This window comes from Paractinoplanes tereljensis, assembly GCF_016862435.1.
GTDB classification, from domain to species: Bacteria; Actinomycetota; Actinomycetes; order Mycobacteriales; family Micromonosporaceae; genus Actinoplanes; species Actinoplanes tereljensis.
Window position 1 is genome coordinate 42,633 of sequence record NZ_BOMY01000050.1, and the last position, 17,463, is coordinate 60,095.

Below are 17,463 nucleotides of genomic sequence, written 5' to 3' on the forward strand. Positions count from 1 at the left end.
CGCCAAGTGTCGCAGAGCCGGACGATCAGCCGGTGCGGCCGGGCCCGGTCGTGCGCCGCCGCGGCATGCGGACCACCGCGCCGGCGTCGTGCAGCGCCGACGCGAGCGCGCCCGGCCGCCCGCCGGTGCCGCGCTGCAGCGTGCCGAGTAGCCGGACCGACGACATCGGGCGGGCGAAGAGGTGACCCTGACCGGCCACGCAACCCAGCTCCCAGAGGGCGTGCCGCTGCGGTTCGCTTTCCACGCCCTCGGCGATCACCGTGAGATGAAGGCTGCGAGCCAGGTCGACGGTCGACCGAACCACCGCGGCCGCCTCGGAGGAGGTTTCCAGGGCGGTGACGAAGCCTCGGTCGATCTTCAGCTGGTTGACCGGGATGTGTGACAGCACCGATAGCGGCGAGACGCCGGTGCCGAAGTCGTCGAGGGCCAGCCGGACGCCGGCCTCGCGCAGCTCGTCGAGGGCCCGGCTGACGGTGTCGAGCTGGCTGATCGTCAGGGTCTCGGCGAGTTCGAGGACGAGACGCTCCGGCGGTACGTCGTGCCGGGCGAGCCGGGTCAGCACGGTGGCCGGGAAACGCGGGTCGAGCAGGCTGCGCGGCGACACGTTGACGGCGACGGGCAGGTCGAAGCCGGCCGCGCGCCAGACGTTGGAGGCGGCGAGCGCCTGATCGAGCACGGCGTCGGCGAACGCGGGCAACTGGCCGGAGCGCTCGACCGTCTCGAGGAACTGCATCGGGGTGAGGTAGCCGTACTCGGGGTGCTGCCAGCGGGCCAGGGCCTCGGCCGAGATCACCTCGCCGCTGCCGAGGTCGACGATCGGCTGGAAGTCGACCACGAACTCCTGCTCGGCGACCGCCCGCTGCAGCTCGCCACCGAGCATGAGCCGCTCGACGTCGGCGGTGTCCTGGGCGTGCGCGTAGGTGGCGGTCGGCTGACCGGCCCGCTTCGCTTGGTACATAGCTACGTCGGCGCGTCGCATCAGCTCGTTGATGCCGCCGCTGCCGGGGGCGAGCGCGATGCCGCCGGCCGCCTCGACCGTGATCTGCATGCCCTCGACCTCGAGGGTGGTCTCGAGCGCGCCGAGCATCTGTTCGGCCCGGTGCGTCGCCAGTGCCGGGGTGAGCAGGTTGACCAGCAGGACGGCGAACTCGTCACCGCCGAGCCGGGCGACCAGGTCGCCGGGGGCCGCGGCGTCGTCGAGCCGGCGGGCCACCTCGCGCAGCACCGCGTCACCGGCCGCGTGCCCGAGCGTGTCGTTGACCTCTTTGAAGTGGTTGAGGTCGATCAGCAGCAGGGCGACCACGCCGTCGTCGGTGCGGCCGGCGAAGTACTCGTCGGCTCGTTCGTACAGTTCGCGGCGGTTGGCCAGGCCGGTGAGCGGGTCGTGCGCGGCGTCGTACGCGTTCTGCTCGTTGATCCGTTGCAGTTCCGCGTAGGCCGCGGCGTTGCGGATGGCGGTGCACAGGGCCGAGCCGAAGGTCTTCAGTTTGTACTGCTCGAACTCGGTCAGCTTGACCTTGCCGCCGAAGTCGAGGACCAGTAGGCCGGCCTGATAGCTGCGGTCTCGAGTCTCGAGCTCGTTGGTGATCGACAGATCGCCGTCGAACTTGCGTGGCCCGGGCCCGTCGTAGGTCACGCCGTCGGTGTCGGCCCGCACCACCCGGTCGACGCCGGACGCGGTCAGGTCGATCTCCACCTCGCCGGCCGAGAAGAGTTTCGAGCCCTGGGCCGCGGCGATGTGCAGCACCTGATTGAGGTCGACCGAGCTGAGCTCGTCGGTGGTGTCGGCGAGCTGCCGCCACGCCTCGCGCTCCTGCTGGGTGCGCAGCCGGCGCAGCCGCCACAGGTGCAGGCAGCCGACGAGCGCCGGCACGAAGGCGAGCAGGACGAGGCTGGCCCCCATGACCAGCACCTCGTTGATGTAGATGATCGTCGCCAGCGTGGCGGCCCGGAAGATGACCTGCTCACTGATGTCGTTGCGGTAGAGCTTGCCGATGGTCGACCGCGACGCGACGGCAATGACCGGATAGAACACAAGGTCGTCAACGAGCCACGAGGCAAGGAAGGCAACGACCACCGCGGCGACCGACGCCTGCGGCTGATCGATGCTGGGCTGGGCCCCGAGCAGCAGCAAAGCCGCTCCCGCAGCGCTGATGACCAGGACTTCCTTGGCGATCGCGAAGACCGCCCGGAGTGGATCGGCGCGATTGAGAATGCGGACGGTGGCCATTCCGGCCGTGACGCAAAGCACGACCCACGGCACCGGTAGCAGTACCAAGCCCGCCATGATCGGGACGCCCACCCAGGTAAAGCCGCTCTGGTTGGACCGAACCCGAATCACGATCTTGATCCGGAACGAAATCAACGAGATTGCGTAGATCAGAACCAGTACCAGTGGATGGGGTACTGCGGCGTGAGTGGCGATCGCATGCCAGACATCCATGGTCGCGACGCCGGCCGCCAGAACGACGACGAGACCGATTAGCAGCTTGAGCCGCCGATCGGTCGCGTCGTCGTTGGAGCTTCGCGTGTGCAACGGAGTTGTCCTGTCGCCGAGCTCTACGGGGTTCGTCCCGGGCTCAAGCGTATTCATGCGCGCCAGTTCGCGCACTAAGTCACTCCCAGACGTGGTTTCGCATTGTCTCTCCTCGCGGTGTGAGGCCGAAACATTTCGGCGGCCTCGGGGGGATCTTTTTGTTCGTCGCGACGGGAGAGACGTTATGCACGCTTGGAGGTACTGGGAACCGTTTTATGTCGGTATGCGCAGAAAGCGAGAATCGTCGGAAACGCCGTTACGGGGCGTCTTCGAAAGAGAACTCTCTGCTACTTCGGAATCGTCCGAGGCTAGGACTCGGTGCGTAGCACTCCGTACAGTTTCGCTAACCCTCCGGATTGTTTAGTCGATTACCGTATCTGCAGGTCAGCATGCGCGCTGAACTGGGCATAGATCATGAACATTTGTAGTACATGAACGAATTGTGGTTCCCACTCCGGCGAATGTCCTAACCCGAGTTCCGGGGAACCTTCTATAAACTCCCGGTATGCCCGAGGAATCCCTTACCCACGTCGACCATACGGGCGCAGCGCGCATGGTCGATGTTTCCGAGAAAACGATCACCACCCGCCGGGCGATCGCCGCCGGACGTGTCGTCACCACTGAAGAGGTCGTCGCGCTACTGCGTGGAGAAGGGATGCCGAAGGGCGATGCGCTGGCGGTGGCGCGGCTCGCCGGAATCATGGGCGCCAAGCGCACCCCCGACCTCATCCCGCTCTGTCACCCGATCGGGCTGCACGGGGTGAAGGTCGAGCTCACGGTGACCGACACGGCCGTCGAGATCTCCGCGATCACGAAGACCGCCGACCGCACCGGCGTAGAGATGGAGGCGCTCACCGCCGTCGCGACGGCCGGCCTCGCGATGATCGACATGATCAAGGCGGTGGACCCGGCGGCGAGCCTGGAATCGGTGCGTGTGCTGCGGAAAGAGGGCGGCAAGACCGGGACCTGGGTGCGCCCGGAGGACCGTCCGTGAGGGCCCGGGTGATCGTCGCCAGCAATCGCGCGGCCGCCGGCGTCTACGCCGATACCAGCGGCCCGCGCCTCGTCAGTGGCCTGCGCGAACTGGGCTGCGAGGTCGGCGACCCGGTCGTGGTGCCGGACGGGGACCCGGTCGCGCAGGCGCTGCGCGAGGCGGTCGCCGACGGGTTCGACGTGGTGCTGACCAGCGGCGGAACTGGGGTCACCCCGACCGACCGCACGCCCGAGGCCACCCGTGGTCTGCTCGACTTCGAGGTCCCCGGTATCGCCGAGGCGATCCGGGCGTACAGCCGTGATCGGGTGCCGGCCGCGGCCCTCTCCCGTGGCCTGGCCGGGGTAGCGGGTCGCACACTCATCGTGAACCTGCCCGGCTCCACCGGGGGCGCCAAGGACGGCCTCGCGGTGCTCGCGCCCCTGCTCAAGCACGTTGTCGACCAGATCAACGGCGGAGACCATAAACCGTGAGTACTAGACCCATGGGCGTACGCAGCAAGTCCTAGACGCATGCTGCAAAGTCGGACACTGCTCGCTGTCCACATAGTGGGAAGAAGGGCGTCACGAGACCTGAGCGATCGCGGTGGATAGGCTCAACCGGTGAGTGAAGACACCCCTGTCGACTGGGAGCAGGCCCGCGCCCTGGCCTATGAGGCGGGCCGCCGAGCCGCCGGGCCGACCGAGTTGATCTCGCTGCCCGACGCCGACGGCCGCACCCTCGCCGAGCCGTTGCGGGCACTCACCGACCTACCGGCCTTCCCCACCTCGAGCATCGACGGCTGGGCGACCCGCGGCCCGCAGCCGTGGCACCCGGTCGGCCGAGTGCTGGCCGGCGGCATCGCGCCGCCGCTCGACGAGGCCGGCACCTGCGTGGAGATCGCCACCGGCGCGATGGTCCCGCCCGGCGCCGACGCGCTGCTGCGCATCGAGGAGTCCACCCGCGACGCGGCCGGCCTGGTCAGCGGCGTGCCCCGGGCAACGCCGGAGTGGCGGATCCCGGGTGAGGAAGCGCACCGGGGCGAGGAACTGCTGCCGGCCGGCACGGCGATCGACCCGGCCGTCATCGGGGTGGCTGCCACCTGCGGTTATGAGGCGCTCAGCGTGCGCCCGCGACCGCGAGCCGCGCTGCTGGTCTTCGGCGACGAACTGCTCACGGCGGGCACGCCGGGCGCCGGCCGGGTGCGTGACTCGCTCGGCCCGCAGGTGCCGGGCTGGCTGCGCCGCTACGGCGCCACGGTCGACGCGGCCGCGGTGACAGGCCCGGTGCAGGACACCCTCGAGGCGCACCTCGCGGCCGTCCGCACCGCGCTGACCGGCGCCGACCTGGTCTGCACCACCGGCGGCACGATGCACGGCCCGGTCGACCACCTGCATCCGACCCTCGCGAAATTGGGTGCGGAATACCTGGTGAACACTGCGGCAGTCCGGCCCGGCTTCCCGATGCTGCTGGCCCGCATCCCGGACGCCGACGGCCGCCCGCGCTTCCTGGCCGGCCTGCCGGGCAACCCGCAGTCCGCGATCATCGCGCTGTTCACCCTGGTCGCGCCGCTGCTGGCCGGGCTGCAGGGCCGCCCGATGCCGGAGCTGCCGCTGGTCGAGGCGGCCACCGACGTTCCCGGCCGAGGCAACTTCACGCACCTGGTCCTGGCCCGGCTCGACCGAAGTGGACGGTCGGCGACCCCGGTCGGCCACGTCGGCTCGGCGATGCTGCGCGGCCTGTCCAACGCCCAGGGCTTCCTGGTGATCCGCCCGGGCACCCGGGCCACCGCCGGTGACCTGGTTCCGTTCCTGCCGCTGCCGCTGACCCCCGGGGAGCGGCCATGACCGGCACCGTGGCCATCGCCGAGGTGCTGGACGTGCCTCTTGACCTCGCCGCGCACGAGAAGGCGGTGGCCGATCCGCGGGCCGGTGCGGTGGTCACCTTCCAGGGCGTGGTCCGCGACCACGACCACGGGCGCGGGGTGACCCTGCTGGAATACGAGGGCCATCCCAGCGCGGCCGGGATCCTCCACGAGGTGGCCGCCGAGATCGCCGCCGACCCGGACGTCTTCGCGGTGGCCGTCTCGCATCGCATCGGCACCCTGGAGATCGGTGACGTCGCGCTGGTCGTGGCGGTCAGCACCGCCCACCGCGGCGCCGCGTTCGCGGCCTGCGCGCGGGCGGTCGACGAGGTGAAGGCCCGGCTGCCGATCTGGAAGCGGCAGGTCTTCGCGGACGGCACCGAGGAATGGGTCAACTGCCCCTAGGCCCCGGGATGGCCGGCGCGCGCCGGGCCACCGGCTGCGGAGGCCGGCGAGCCGGCCCGGCCGGCGCCACGCCGGGACGCCAGGGCAGGGTATTGAGCAGGACGATCACCACGATGGCGTACGCGTCCCAGCCGGCCGTCCACCGTGGATCGAGGACGAGTAGCAGGTAGACGAGGACGGCCGCGCTCGCGTACCGAGCGCCTGGGAACCGTCCCGGCCGGAACCGCCGCACCGTGATCCGCCGTCGGGCCGCCGCGTCCACCAGGATCAACACCGCGGGCAGCACCCACACCAGCTCGTGGATCCGGCTGACCGGCCCGACCGCCGCGCTGGTCAGCCCGACCAGGGTGAACGCCGCGATCTCGTCGCCGTCCGCGTGCGCCGACCGGGCCCGGATCATGCCGACCGCCACCAGCAGCACGGAGAAGGACAGCCAGATCAGGGCCGGCGTGGTCGCCGAGTCGTAGAGCCGGGCCAGCACCCCGGCCAGGGACTGGTTGGTGATCTCGTCGAGCGGTCCACCCCGGTCCAGCCGCGGCAGCACCGAGCCGAACCACGTCCTGGTCGGGCCGGGCGCGAGCAGGAACGCACCGGTCAGCAGGGTCGTGGTGGTTGCCACCGCGGTCAGGGCGGCGCGCCGCTGCCGGCTCACCACGAGGTAGCCGATGAACAGCACCGGGCTGATCGTCAGCGCCGTGGCCAGGCCCACCCCGACCCCGGCCCACGCCCCGGTCGCCCAGAAGCGCCGCAGCTTCGGGCCGCCCTGCGGGGATTGAGAGGCGGGTGGGCCGGGCCACCAGGCCGCCCGGCGGCTTGCCCAGGCCGCCCGGCGCAGCGCGACCACATCCGCCGTGATCAGGCCGAACATCAGCAGGTCGAGGCAGCCGAGCCCGAGGGTGGCGCGCACCGGCTCGGCGGCCAGGGCCAGCGTCACGGCGACCGCCACGGCCGGGCCACGGGGCTTGCCGTAGCGACGGGCGACCGGACCGACCAGGGCGATCAGGGCCAGCGCCAGTGCCGACACCCCGGCCGCGGCGAGCAGCCAGCCGACGGTCGGCAGCGGCAGGAAGGCGGCCGGCGTGAACAGGATGGCGGCCGGTGGAGTCAGGACCGTGCCGACCCGGCCGGGATACAGGTCCTCCCCGGACAGCCAGTCGTGCACGGCCGCGCGATCCACGGCGGCCGTGCTCAGGCCGTACCGGCCAAATAGCCAAATGATCAGCAAGCCGGCGCCGAAGCACCCCAGCGCGACCACAGCGGTTCTTCGCATGCCGCGACCCCCGTCGCTCTCGTCCCCGGGCACGGGACGCGAGCTTAGAAGGCGCAGACCAAACCGCGCGGCCCCTCGTCCGCTTTAACGCCGGGGCCGCGACAAGGTTGTCATCCGGGCAGTTTGCGTGCGGCGGCGGCCGAGATCGCGGCGATCTTGGCTTCCCGCTTGGCGGTCTTCACCGCGCGCTTCACCTCGTGCTTGGAGCGGGCGGCCGCGTGGCTGGTGCGGTAGCGCAGGCCGGGCCGCCCCTCGGTGTCGGCGGCGGCCAGCAGCAGGCCGCCGAGCAGGGCGAGGTTCTTGAGGAACTGGGTCTGGTGACCCTCGCTCTCGGGCTTGCCGACGCTCCAGAACGGGTGGCCGGCGATCGTGGTCGGCACCAGGCCGGCCGCGAGCACGGCGGCGGCCGGGCGGGTCAGATGCCCGGTGGCCAGCGCCAGGCCGGCCACCACGTCGGAGGCCGCCTTGATGCGCACGAGGCTGCGGGCGTCGCTGGGTATGCGCGGATCGACCTTCTCCAGGAGCGGGCCCACCCGATCGGTGACCCGGCGGGCGATTTCCACCCGATTGTCACCCGGATTGATCAAAATGCGGACGCCGCTGATCACAAAGACCGAGGCGAGCATGGCGCGAGCGGCAGTGCGTACCGGCTTCATGAATCTGGTTATACCCGCCGAACGGGCCTCACACCGGCTGGGTGCGAAGGTAGCGGCCGAAATGCGGCACGGTGAAGGCCACCGTGCCTCGTTCGCCCGAATAGATCAGGCCTTTCTTGATGAGCGCGTCGCGAGCCGGGGAGAGGCTGGCCGGCTTGCGGCCGAGCGCGGTGGCGATATCCGAGGTGGGCACGGCCGCGTCCATGTCGTTGTCGGTCTCGCCGGAGAGGGTGGCCATGGCCCGCATGTACTCCCGTTCGGCCGGGGTGGCCCGCTCGAAGCGGGAACCGAAGAAACCGACGGCCAGCTCGGCCTCGGCCTCGGGGGCGGCCACCCGCACGTCGGCGTCGGTCACCGGGGACTGTGGGGCGTGGTCCCAGGTGGCTTTTCCGTATGCCTGCACGAAGTAGGGATAGCCGCCGGACTTCTCGTAGAGCAGGTCGAGGGCCTTCGCCTCGTATTCCACCTCTTCGCGGGCGGCCGGGGCGCACAGCGCGAGGTCGGCGGCGACCCGGTCGAGCCGGTCGATCCGCTGGTAGCGGAACAGCCGCTCGGAGTAGGACTTGGCCGCCGACAGCACCGCCGGCAGGTGCGGCAGGCCCGCGCCGACCACGATCAGCGGGGCGCCGAGCTGCGACAACTCGTGGCAGGCGGCGCAGAGCGCGGAGACGTCGGCCGGACCGAGGTCCTGCATCTCGTCGATGAACAGGGCGATGCCGGTGCCCACGTCGGTGGCGAGCGAGGCGGCGTCGGTGAACAGCTCGACCAGGTCGATCTCGATGTCGCCGGAGTCGGCCCGGCCGCGGGCCGGCGGGACGTCGATGCCGGGCGTCCAGCGATCGCGGATCTTGCCGTTCGGGTCGTTGAAGCGCAGCGCGAACGCCTTGAGCACGGCGAGCACCTCGTCGACCCGGTCCGGGTCGCGGTGGTGCGCGGCGATCTCGCGGATGGCCATGTGCAGGGCGGCCGAGACCGGGCGGCGCAGCGACTGGTCGGGCCGGGCCTCGATCTTGCCGGTGCCCCAGAGGCGGCCGATCGCGGCCGAGCGCAGCGTGTTGAGCAGGACGGTCTTGCCGACGCCGCGCAGGCCGGTGAGAACCAGGCTGCGCTCGGGCCGGCCGCGGGCGACCCGCTCCAGCACGACGTCGAACGCATCGAGCTCGCGGCCGCGCCCGGCCAGCTCAGGGGGACGCTGACCGGCGCCGGGGGCGTAGGGGTTCCGCACCGGATCCACGGATAGCACCGTATCGGGTCATCTAGCTAAAACGCTAGACATGGCTATGGATTGCTGTCGTGTCTCATCTAGCCGGTTCTACCAAAATTGCTAGACCGGGCTAGAGCGCCTTATGTTCCTTGAGGCAGAGCACGAAGTCGAGGTCATCCAGGGCGCTGTCGTAGAAGTACCACTTCGTGTAGCCGGTGACCTTGGAGCACTTGGACTCGGCGTCCTTCTCCCCCGTGGTCTTGCCGTCGACCCGCTCCAGCACCTGGTAGGTGCCGGAGGTGCACGCGGTCGCCCGCATCTCCGGCACGTCGTCGGTGCCCTCGTTGACCACGCAGTCGCCCTTCTTCACGTTGAAGCGGGCGTCCTCGCTGCCCCGCGGCACGGCGCCGGGGTTGGCGGCGGCGTCCGACGTGGTGGCCGTGGGCGAGGCCTTCTTGTCGTTGCGCAACTTCAGCATCCAGGCCGTGGTGCCGAGACCGATGCAGATCAGCACGCCCAGCGTCACCACGAGCGCGATGATCGGAGTGTTCCGTTTGGACGGTGCCGGCGGTGGCGTCTGACCCCACATCGAGCCGCTGTTACCGAACGGCGGCGGCGAATGCTGATAGGACGACGAGACCGGCTGCTGCGGGATCGACGGCGGATGCGCGCCCCACGACGGCTCGTGGGCACCCTGGTCACCCCACGGATCGGCGGGTTCCGCATAGGGCTCGTCGGAGCTCCCGTGCGACCACGGCGGGCCGGAATGCGGGCCGTTCTGCGACATGGGGGATTCCTCCGGATGCGTGCTCTGCGCTGCATGCCACCGTAGCGTGCGGGGGTGTCACAAACCCGTACGGAATCGCCGCCGTTGTCGGCAACACGACGACCGTCACGTGCCCGATGCCGATACGGTCCACGGTCGTGGCACCACCCCTCGTGATCATCGCGGCCGCGTTCGGCGCGGCCACTGCGGCCTTCCTGCCGCGACTCGCCTATCGGCTCGCCGTCGGCTTCGCCGACCCGACCAGGCTGAGCTGCGCGAACTGCGCACGGCCGTTTCCGCAGGGCTTCCCCGGTTGGGTACGGGCGGGGGCGGCGTGTTCCTGCTCCGGCGGGTACGCGTCAGCCCTGCTCGGCGGTGGCACGGTGGCGGCCGTCCTGGCGATCGCGGTGGGGCCGGTGCCGGAGCTGCCGTTCTACCTGCTGGCGGCGGTGCCGGGGCTGCTCCTCGCGATGATCGACCGGCGGTGCCTGCGGTTGCCCGACCCGCTGGTCGGAACGCTCGCGGTGGTCGTCGCGGTGCCGCTGGCGATCCTGCGACCGGAACGGATCGGGCTCGCACTCGTGGCGGCGGTCGCGGTGCTCACGACGTACACACTCTTGGCTTTTCTTGGGGGTTTGGGTCTCGGTGACGTGAAGCTTGCCGCCGTGCTCGCCCTGATCCTGGGTTTCGCCGGCTGGCCGGCGGTGGTGGTCGGCGTGCTGGCGGCGCATCTGATCAATGGGCCGATCGCGGTGTTCCGGCTGCTCACCGGGCGTCGCGGACCGATCGCCTTCGGCCCGGCGCTGCTGGCCGGAGCCCTGGCCGGGCTGGCGTTACAGCAGCCTTAGCTGGCGATCCTTGGGCCGGGACGGCACGGTGTCGCCGAGCCGCTCGAACAGGCCGGAGTCGATCGCGTCGAGGAACGGGGTCGGAATTTGCTCGCGTTCGCTGCCGTGCCGGAACCGCCGGGCCGCGTAGCTGACGTAGAGGCGGTCCTGGGCGCGGGTCAGGCCGACGAAGAACAGCCGGCGTTCCTCGGCGATCTCGTCGTCGCTCGGGGTGGAGCCCGGCCAGCGCAGCGGCAGCAGGCCGTCCTCGCAGCCGACCAGGAAGACCACCGGGAACTCGAGGCCCTTGGCGGCGTGCAGGGTCAGCAGGTTGACCGCCTCGGCCCGCGGATCCAGCGCATCGACCTCGGCGCCGGTCTCGATCTCCTGCAGCAGGCGCGGGAGGTCGTCACCGATCCGCTGGGCCAGCGGGGTGAGCAGGTCGGCCGCCGTCCAGATGTCCTCGGGGGCCAGCTGTTCGGCATCCAGGGTCGGCGCCGCGTAGCGCTGGGCCAGCACCTGAGCGGTCAGCTTCACCCGGGCCGCGAGTGATCCGTCGAGGCCGCCGGCGTGCCGCAGCTCGCGGGCGATGACCTGCACGCCGGCCCGGTCGCGCAGGCGGTTGTGCGAACGCTTCTGCACCGGCACGCCGGCCCGGGACAGCGCCTCGACGATCGGGCCGGACTGGGCGTCGGTGCGGTAGAGGACCGCGATGTCGGAGAAGGACAGGTTGCCGGCGACGACCGCGCGGGAGTCGATCCGGCCGGAGTCCAGCGACCGGTGCGAGAGGCCGCCGACCAGCTCGTCGACGGTGCGGACCACGAAGTCGGCCTCGTCGGCGACGCTCGCCGCCGGGTAGCGGCCGACCAGCGGGGATTCCGGGTCGAGCCGGGCCGGGTCCAGACGGCGGCCGTTGACCAGCGAACTCGGGGCGATCGCCTGGACCGCCGCGGCCAGGATCGGCGCGCTCGACCGGTAGTTGCGGGTCAGTCGCACCAGGCGGGCGTCGACGAAGTCCTCGTTGAAGCGCAGGAAGTACTTCACGTCGGCGCCGCGGAACGAGTAGATCGCCTGGTCGGGGTCGCCGATCGCGCACAGGTTGCCGTTGGCCGGGCTGAGCAGGCGCAACAGTTCGTACTGCACCTCGTCGACGTCCTGGTACTCGTCCACGAAGATCCACTGCCAGTGCCGGCGGTACTTCTCGACCAGGGCGGGCTCGTCGCGCATGGCCTTCACCGGCAGCTCGATCAGATCGTCGAGGTCGACCAGGTCCTGCTGGCGGAGGAGCTTCTTGTAGGCCAGTTCGTCGTCGCCGGCCTGATCCCGGGCCTCGGCCACCTCGCGGTCGTCGGCGATCCGCCAGTTGGCGCCGAGCCCGGCCGCCTTGGCGTTCTCCTTCAGGATGGTCAGGCCGATCGAGTGGAACGTGCCGACCGTGATGTCGTCGGCGACGTCGCCGAGCAGCGCGTCGAGGCGCTCCTTCAGCTCGGCGGCGGCCCGGCGGGTGAAGGTGATGGCCAGGCAGCGGTGCGGGAAGACGCCCAGCTCGGCGCAGAGATAGGCGATCCGGTGGGTCAGCGTGCGGGTCTTGCCGGTGCCCGGGCCGGCCACGATCAGCAGCGGGCCGCCAGGGGCGCTCGCGGCCACTCGCTGCATGGCGTCGAGGCGGTCGAGGAGGCCGGTGCCCACCTCTTCCATGCCGGCCAGCATCGGCTCGAACGGCTCGTGCGGGCTGACCGGGGTGGTCAGGGGAGGCGGCGTGGGACTTTTCGGCTCTTTGGCGGCTTTCGCCGCCGACTTAGTTTTGGGCGATTTGTCCGGCTTGCGCTGCTGGGGCACGTCGAAGGCCGGGATGTCGAACAGGGTTTCGACCTGCGGAGCGGCCGACTTGTGGCGCAGCTCGCCCGGCTCGAACAGGGTGATCACGCCGTACTCACCGTCGTAGCCGGGGACCCGGCGGACCTGCTGCCGGCGCAGGCGGGTGATCGCCTCGCGCAGTTCGTCGCCGCCGGCCTGGCCGATCTCGTCGAGCGGAACCTTGCGCAGGATGTCCAGCTCGGCGCCGAGCGTGGCGACCAGGTGATTGAGCTGGCCCTCGACCGTCTTCGACTTCGGGCCGACGCCGTTGATCTCGCCGAGCACCTCGTGCAGCTGGATCAGGTGCTCGACATGGCTTTGTTTGTGGAATCCGGCCGGCCGGTCGGCGAGATCTTCGATCCGGCTCAAAACACCCACGGTCAGCGGCTTGCCGCACTCCGGGCAGCGGCCGCCGGCCTCGCGGGTGCGCTGCGGCTCCCAGTTCACGCCGCAGGCCCGGTGGCCGTCGGCGTGGTATTTGCCCTCTTCCGGGAAGAATTCGAGGGTGCCGGCCAGGCCCAGTCCGGTTTTGACCGCTTCGTAGTCGGGCTCGCCGGTGAACAGCGTCGCCTCCCGGGCCAGGGCGGCCGGCGAGTGCGCGTCGGAGTTCGAGACCAGGCGATAACGGTCCAGGCTGGACACCCGCCAGTTCATCTCGGGGTCGCTCGAGAGGCCCGTCTCCACCGCGGTGACGTGCTCGGCCAGATCGGCGTAGCAGTCGGCGATCGCGTCGAAGCCGGACTTGGAACCGAGCGCCGAGAACCACGGCGTCCAGATGTGCGCCGGGACCAGGTAGCCGCCGGCGTCGAGGGTGATCTCCAGCAGGTTGCGGGAGTCGAGACCGAGGATCGGCCGGCCGTCGGCGGTGAGGTTGCCGATCCGGCCGAGGGCCGTGTTGAACTTCGCCGCGGCCGCGAAATCCGGCATGTAGATCAGGTGGTGCACCTTGCGGGTGCGGTCGTCCCGCTTGTAGATGGTCGAGATCTCGACGCTGAGCATGAACTTCGCCGGCGTCGTCGCCTGCAGCGAGCCCGGCAGCCGCTTGGTTACCTCGGCTTCGTCCTTGAACCGGTAGAGGCCGTCGGTGCCGTCGGTCAGGCTTTCCCGCAGGTGATCGAACCAGGCCGGGTGCGTGAAGTCGCCGGTGCCGAGCAGCGCGATGCCCTTGCGGCGGGCCCACCACGCGAGGTTCGGCAGCGTCAGATCACGGGAGCAGGCGCGCGAAAACCGGGAGTGGATGTGCAGGTCCGCGACGTATGCGTCCGCGGCGACCGAGGACCCTGCGTTGTCCGAGGGCACGCGCTGCATCCTGTCACGCCCTCCGGTTCCCTCACCAATCGCCACGCTCGACAAACTTACGGATCTTGATACTTGGAAATCGACCCGGTTTCCCTGGATTTTTGCCGGGTTCCGTCACGCCGTCCGTAGCTCGACCACCGTGACCTGCGGCGGTGCGCCAACCCGGACCGGTGGTCCCCAGAAACCCGCGCCATTTGTCACGTAGACCGGCACGCCATCGACCTTGCCGTAGCCGGACACGACCGGCTGTTCCAGCTTGACCAGCAGGTTGAACGGTGCCATCTGGCCGCCGTGCGTGTGCCCGGAAACCTGAAGATCAACCCCGTACGGTGCCGCCTGGTGCGCCGCCGCGGGCTGGTGCGCCATCAGCACGACCGGCCGCGAGGTGTCCCGGTCCCCGAGGGCCTTGCCGAAGTCGGGTGCGTCCCCATGCTGCGCGCCGCCAAGGTCGTTGACCCCGGCCAGGTCAAGCCCATTGATCTCCAGTCGTTCGTTGCGCAGCGGCCGCATTCCCAGCCGTGTCACCTCTTCCAACCAGGGCTCGAACCCCGAGTAGTACTCGTGGTTCCCGGTCACGAAGAACGCCCCGTACCGCGACTCGATGTCGGCCAGCGGCGCCGCGAACCGCCCCAGTTCCGCCACGCTGCCGTCAACCAGATCACCGACGACGCACACGATGTCCGCCTGCACCGAATTGATCAGGTCGACGATGCGCCCCGCATGCCGGGTGCCGGTGAGCGGTCCGAGGTGGATGTCGGACACCACGGCCAGCCGGGTCTGGTCCATCCCCCGCGGCAGTTTCGCGAGCGGGATCGAAACCCGGTCGAGCTGAGGCCCGCCGAGCGCGGTCTTCATCCCGTAGCCGGTGATCCCTGCCGCGGTAAGCCCCGCAAAGATCGCCATTCCGCGGGCCAGGACCAGCCGGCGCGCGACCCCGTCGTCGTCATTGGCCGCTTCGGCCAATGGGTCGGGACTTTCCAGCAAACCCGTCTCGGAGATATCGCTTTCCGTGACGCTTTGGCTACCGTCCGTCTTATTCCGAGCGACTTCTTTCGTACGCGACGCCGTCCTCCAGGAAAGCAAAACCGCCGCGCGCGGAATCTCGAGCAGAATTAAGACGACCAGCAGATAGAACATCAGCGCCAGCCACAGATACCCCGGCCAGGCCAGCCACTCTAAGTGACCGGTCCGCGTGCCGATGAGCGTCGCCGGCAGCAGCAGCCCCAGCCCCGTCGCCACGACGGCACCGACCTGCTGGGCCCGTCCCGGCCGTAGTGGATCTCGGAGAAGCCGCTTGTACAGATAGAAATGAATCAGCCCAATGACGAGAAAGACTAATGCGACAAAAGCCAGCAAACCCGCTCCTCAGCCCACGACCCAGACACTAAGTCTCCCTGCCGCCATCCCAAGCTCCACCACCAACCCACATTTCCGGTGCGTCCGCGTGGGGCGCTCAGGGTGGTGAGGCGTTGGGTGGCGGGTCAGCCGCCGGCGAAAGGAGGGAGCACGTCGATGGTTGCGTCCGTGGGGAGCGGGGCCTGGCGGTCGTGGCATCTCAGGCTGTCGACCAGGAAGCTTGCGGACTTCAGGACCAAGCCCAGGCGCTCGCCGTGGCGGTCGGTCAGCAGCTGGATCAGTTCGTCCAGCGAGGCGGCCTCGGCCGGCTCGCTGGAGACGCCGCCGGCGGCGGCCCGGGCACCGGCGAAGTAGCGGACGGTCGGCACGGTCATCCTCCGATCGCAGACATCGGACGCGCGGGCTGCAGGAAGCTGGGGTCGTCGATGCCGTGGCCGGCCCGCTTACCGCGCATCGCGATCTGCCATGCCTCGGCGATCTCCTCGTCGGGGGCGCCGGTGCGAACCAGCTTGCGCAGATCGCTCTCCTCGGTGGCGAACAGGCAGTTCCGGATCTGGCCGTCCGCGGTCAACCGGGTGCGGTCGCAGTCACCGCAGAACGGCCTGGTCACGCTGCCGATCACGCCGACCCGGGCTGGTTCCCCGCCGGCGTCCACAAACCCCGGAACCAGCCAGGTCTCGGCCGGCGCTGTTCCACGTGAAACCGAATCCGGCTGGAGGCCGAAGGGCGCCAACGAGGCGAGGATCTCCTCGGCGGTCACCATCGTGTGCCGGTCCCATTGATGCTGGGCGTCGAGCGGCATCTGCTCGATGAACCGCAACTGGTAACCGTGCGCCAGCGCGAAACGCAGTAATTCCGGCGCCTCGTCCTCGTTGATGCCCCGCATCAGCACGGTATTGATCTTCACGGGCGTCAGCCCCGCCGCCGCGGCCGCCGCCAGCCCGCGCAGCACGTCGTCAAGCCGGTCGCGCCGGGTCAGAGCCTGGAACCGCTCCGAATCAAGGGTGTCCAGCGAGACGTTGATCCGATCGAGCCCGGCTTCCCGCAGCGACCCGGCCGTTCGCTCCAGCCCGATCCCGTTGGTGGTCAGCATCAGCCGCGGCCGTGGGGACAGCTCGGCCGCCGCCCGGACGATCCCGGTCAACCCGCGCCGCAGTAGCGGCTCGCCCCCGGTGAACCGCACCTCGGTGATCCCCAGCATCGTGACCCCGATGCGGATGAGCCGCCCCAGCTCGTCGTCGGTGAGCTGCTCCTCCCGGGGAAGCCAGGCGAGCCCTTCCTCCGGCATGCAGTAGGTGCAGCGCAGATTGCACCGATCCGTCAGCGACACCCGAAGATCAGTAGCCACGCGCCCGAACTGGTCAGCGAGCTCAAGCACGGACGGAACCCACCGTTCCTGATCTCCTCGCGTTTCCCATGGTTTGAATCTAGTCGCTGTTTCCCGTCGTTGCTCTTGTGGATTTCGTGCCGTGGACAACGCTCCCGACCAGCACGCCCAGCCAGCGCACCCGACCAGCACGCCCAGCCAGTGCACCCGACCAGCGCGCCCAGCGAGCGCGCCCGGCCGGACCGGAAACCGGTTGATCGAGGCCGTGGTCGTTGGGAGGGTCGGCGGATGGTGTCGTTCGAAGAACACGTGGCCGAGGGCGCTGCCGTCCCGGTCGATGGCTGGGACTTCTCCTGGTTCGACGGGCGAGCCACCGAGCAACGGCCGTCGTGGGAATACGCGCGTTTGATGGGCGAGCGGATGGCCCGGGCGCGACGGGCACTCGATCTGCAGACCGGCGGCGGAGAGGTGCTGGCCGGGATCCCCCAGGCGCCGGAGGTGCTGGTGGCCACCGAGGGATGGCCACCGAACGCGGAGCTGGCCCGGGCGCACCTGGCCCCGCTCGGTGGGCGGGTGGTCGAGGCCGGGGAAAACGACGACCTGCCCTTCGAGGACGGCACATTCGACCTGGTGGTGAGCCGGCACCCGGTCTCGGTGCGGTGGGATGAGGTGGCGCGAGTGCTGGCGGCTCAGGGCACCTACTTCTCGCAGCAGGTCGGTGCCGGCTCGTTGCGCGAGCTGATCGACTTCATGATGGGCCCGCAGCCGGTCAGCCCGGTCCGGGATCCGGAGCGCGCTCGCGCCGCGGCCACCGCGGCCGGCCTCACGGTGCTCGGCCTGCGCTCCGAGGCGCTGCGCATGGAGTTCTCCGACGTCGCCGCGGTGATCGTCTTCCTCCGCAAGGTCATCTGGACCGTCCCGAGCTTCACGATCCCGGCCTACTACGACCGCCTGAAGGCCATGCACGCCCACATCACCGAGCACGGCCCGTTCGTGGCGCACTCCCAGCGCTTCCTGATCGAGGCCCGCAAGCTCGCCTGACTCCCCCGGCCGGATGGATCGCGACGGCCTGGAGATGCGGAAAGCCTGCCGCCGCGGCGGGTTCGCGGCTGTGCGGTTGGGGAGG

15 protein-coding genes are annotated in these 17,463 nt (G+C 70.1%); 6 read left to right on the forward strand and 9 right to left on the reverse strand.

Features of this window, described 5'->3' with window-relative positions; all coding sequences use genetic code 11:
* Positions 1 to 25 precede the first annotated feature (25 nt).
* Positions 26 to 2,536 (reverse strand): putative bifunctional diguanylate cyclase/phosphodiesterase, encoded by a 2,511-nt coding sequence (locus Ate02nite_RS38340; RefSeq protein WP_354263802.1) that lies wholly within the window; start codon positions 2,534 to 2,536, stop codon positions 26 to 28.
* A 505-nt stretch (positions 2,537 to 3,041) separates the two neighbouring features.
* Here Ate02nite_RS38340 and moaC point away from each other — a divergent pair.
* From moaC to Ate02nite_RS38360, 4 genes are all read left to right on the forward strand, one after another.
* Positions 3,042 to 3,530 (forward strand): cyclic pyranopterin monophosphate synthase MoaC, encoded by a 489-nt coding sequence (gene moaC / locus Ate02nite_RS38345; protein ID WP_203812822.1) that lies wholly within the window; start codon positions 3,042 to 3,044, stop codon positions 3,528 to 3,530.
* Entirely contained in the window at positions 3,503 to 4,000 is a 498-nt protein-coding gene (locus Ate02nite_RS38350; protein ID WP_203813082.1) for a MogA/MoaB family molybdenum cofactor biosynthesis protein, read from the forward strand. The genes moaC and Ate02nite_RS38350 overlap by 28 nt, the downstream gene beginning before the upstream one ends.
* A gap of 129 nt (positions 4,001 to 4,129) precedes the next feature.
* Positions 4,130 to 5,353: a molybdopterin molybdotransferase MoeA gene (locus Ate02nite_RS38355; RefSeq protein ID WP_203812823.1), complete on the forward strand. Its 1,224-nt coding sequence runs from the start codon at positions 4,130 to 4,132 to the stop codon at positions 5,351 to 5,353.
* Complete coding sequence (locus Ate02nite_RS38360; protein ID WP_203812824.1) at positions 5,350 to 5,775, forward strand: molybdenum cofactor biosynthesis protein MoaE; 426 nt, start codon at positions 5,350 to 5,352, stop codon at positions 5,773 to 5,775. Before Ate02nite_RS38355 ends, Ate02nite_RS38360 begins: the two co-directional genes overlap by 4 nt.
* On the opposite strand, the gene Ate02nite_RS38365 is transcribed toward Ate02nite_RS38360, so the two are convergent.
* The 4 genes from Ate02nite_RS38365 to Ate02nite_RS38380 form a co-directional block, all read right to left on the reverse strand.
* Positions 5,762 to 7,045 carry a glycosyltransferase 87 family protein gene (locus tag Ate02nite_RS38365; RefSeq protein WP_203812825.1) on the reverse strand — a complete coding sequence of 428 codons (1,284 nt, stop codon included), beginning with the start codon at positions 7,043 to 7,045 and terminating at the stop codon, positions 5,762 to 5,764. The two genes, Ate02nite_RS38360 and Ate02nite_RS38365, sit on opposite strands and share 14 nt — an antisense overlap.
* A 110-nt stretch (positions 7,046 to 7,155) precedes the next feature.
* Positions 7,156 to 7,701, reverse strand: coding sequence for a DoxX family membrane protein (locus Ate02nite_RS38370; RefSeq protein WP_203812826.1), 546 nt, complete (start codon positions 7,699 to 7,701; stop codon positions 7,156 to 7,158).
* Between the two features lie 28 nt (positions 7,702 to 7,729).
* Positions 7,730 to 8,935 carry an ATP-binding protein gene (locus tag Ate02nite_RS38375; RefSeq protein WP_203812827.1) on the reverse strand — a complete coding sequence of 402 codons (1,206 nt, stop codon included), beginning with the start codon at positions 8,933 to 8,935 and terminating at the stop codon, positions 7,730 to 7,732.
* Between the two features lie 100 nt (positions 8,936 to 9,035).
* Positions 9,036 to 9,692 carry an LppU/SCO3897 family protein gene (locus Ate02nite_RS38380; RefSeq protein WP_203812828.1) on the reverse strand — a complete coding sequence of 219 codons (657 nt, stop codon included), beginning with the start codon at positions 9,690 to 9,692 and terminating at the stop codon, positions 9,036 to 9,038.
* A gap of 137 nt (positions 9,693 to 9,829) precedes the next feature.
* Here Ate02nite_RS38380 and Ate02nite_RS38385 point away from each other — a divergent pair, with 137 nt between their 5' ends.
* Positions 9,830 to 10,519, forward strand: coding sequence for a prepilin peptidase (locus Ate02nite_RS38385; protein ID WP_239148013.1), 690 nt, complete (start codon positions 9,830 to 9,832; stop codon positions 10,517 to 10,519).
* On the opposite strand, the gene Ate02nite_RS38390 is transcribed toward Ate02nite_RS38385, so the two are convergent.
* The 4 genes from Ate02nite_RS38390 to moaA all read right to left on the reverse strand — a co-directional run bounded on the left by Ate02nite_RS38390 (position 10,505) and on the right by moaA (position 16,388).
* A complete protein-coding gene (locus Ate02nite_RS38390; protein WP_203812829.1) occupies positions 10,505 to 13,663 on the reverse strand; it encodes a UvrD-helicase domain-containing protein in 3,159 nt (1,052 codons plus the stop codon). The genes Ate02nite_RS38385 and Ate02nite_RS38390 overlap by 15 nt on opposite strands.
* A 105-nt stretch (positions 13,664 to 13,768) precedes the next feature.
* Positions 13,769 to 15,010: a metallophosphoesterase gene (locus Ate02nite_RS38395; protein WP_239148014.1), complete on the reverse strand. Its 1,242-nt coding sequence runs from the start codon at positions 15,008 to 15,010 to the stop codon at positions 13,769 to 13,771.
* Positions 15,011 to 15,135: 125 nt separating this feature from the next.
* Positions 15,136 to 15,384 carry a MoaD/ThiS family protein gene (locus Ate02nite_RS38400; protein WP_203812830.1) on the reverse strand — a complete coding sequence of 83 codons (249 nt, stop codon included), beginning with the start codon at positions 15,382 to 15,384 and terminating at the stop codon, positions 15,136 to 15,138.
* Positions 15,381 to 16,388: a GTP 3',8-cyclase MoaA gene (moaA, locus tag Ate02nite_RS38405; RefSeq protein ID WP_203812831.1), complete on the reverse strand. Its 1,008-nt coding sequence runs from the start codon at positions 16,386 to 16,388 to the stop codon at positions 15,381 to 15,383. The genes Ate02nite_RS38400 and moaA overlap by 4 nt, the downstream gene beginning before the upstream one ends.
* Before the next feature lie 237 nt (positions 16,389 to 16,625).
* Here moaA and Ate02nite_RS38410 point away from each other — a divergent pair, with 237 nt between their 5' ends.
* Complete coding sequence (locus tag Ate02nite_RS38410; RefSeq protein WP_203812832.1) at positions 16,626 to 17,378, forward strand: class I SAM-dependent methyltransferase; 753 nt, start codon at positions 16,626 to 16,628, stop codon at positions 17,376 to 17,378.
* Positions 17,379 to 17,463: the final 85 nt, after the last annotated feature.

Coding starts and splice junctions, on each gene's coding strand:
- Ate02nite_RS38410 (WP_203812832.1), top strand. CDS start 16,626: ATGGTGTCGTTCGAAGAACACGTGGCCGAGGGCGCTGCCGTCCCGGTC.
- Ate02nite_RS38390 (WP_203812829.1), bottom strand. CDS start 13,663: ATGCAGCGCGTGCCCTCGGACAACGCAGGGTCCTCGGTCGCCGCGGAC.
- Ate02nite_RS38400 (WP_203812830.1), bottom strand. CDS start 15,384: ATGACCGTGCCGACCGTCCGCTACTTCGCCGGTGCCCGGGCCGCCGCC.
- Ate02nite_RS38360 (WP_203812824.1), top strand. CDS start 5,350: ATGACCGGCACCGTGGCCATCGCCGAGGTGCTGGACGTGCCTCTTGAC.
- Ate02nite_RS38365 (WP_203812825.1), bottom strand. CDS start 7,045: ATGCGAAGAACCGCTGTGGTCGCGCTGGGGTGCTTCGGCGCCGGCTTG.
- moaC (WP_203812822.1), top strand. CDS start 3,042: ATGCCCGAGGAATCCCTTACCCACGTCGACCATACGGGCGCAGCGCGC.
- Ate02nite_RS38380 (WP_203812828.1), bottom strand. CDS start 9,692: ATGTCGCAGAACGGCCCGCATTCCGGCCCGCCGTGGTCGCACGGGAGC.
- Ate02nite_RS38370 (WP_203812826.1), bottom strand. CDS start 7,701: ATGAAGCCGGTACGCACTGCCGCTCGCGCCATGCTCGCCTCGGTCTTT.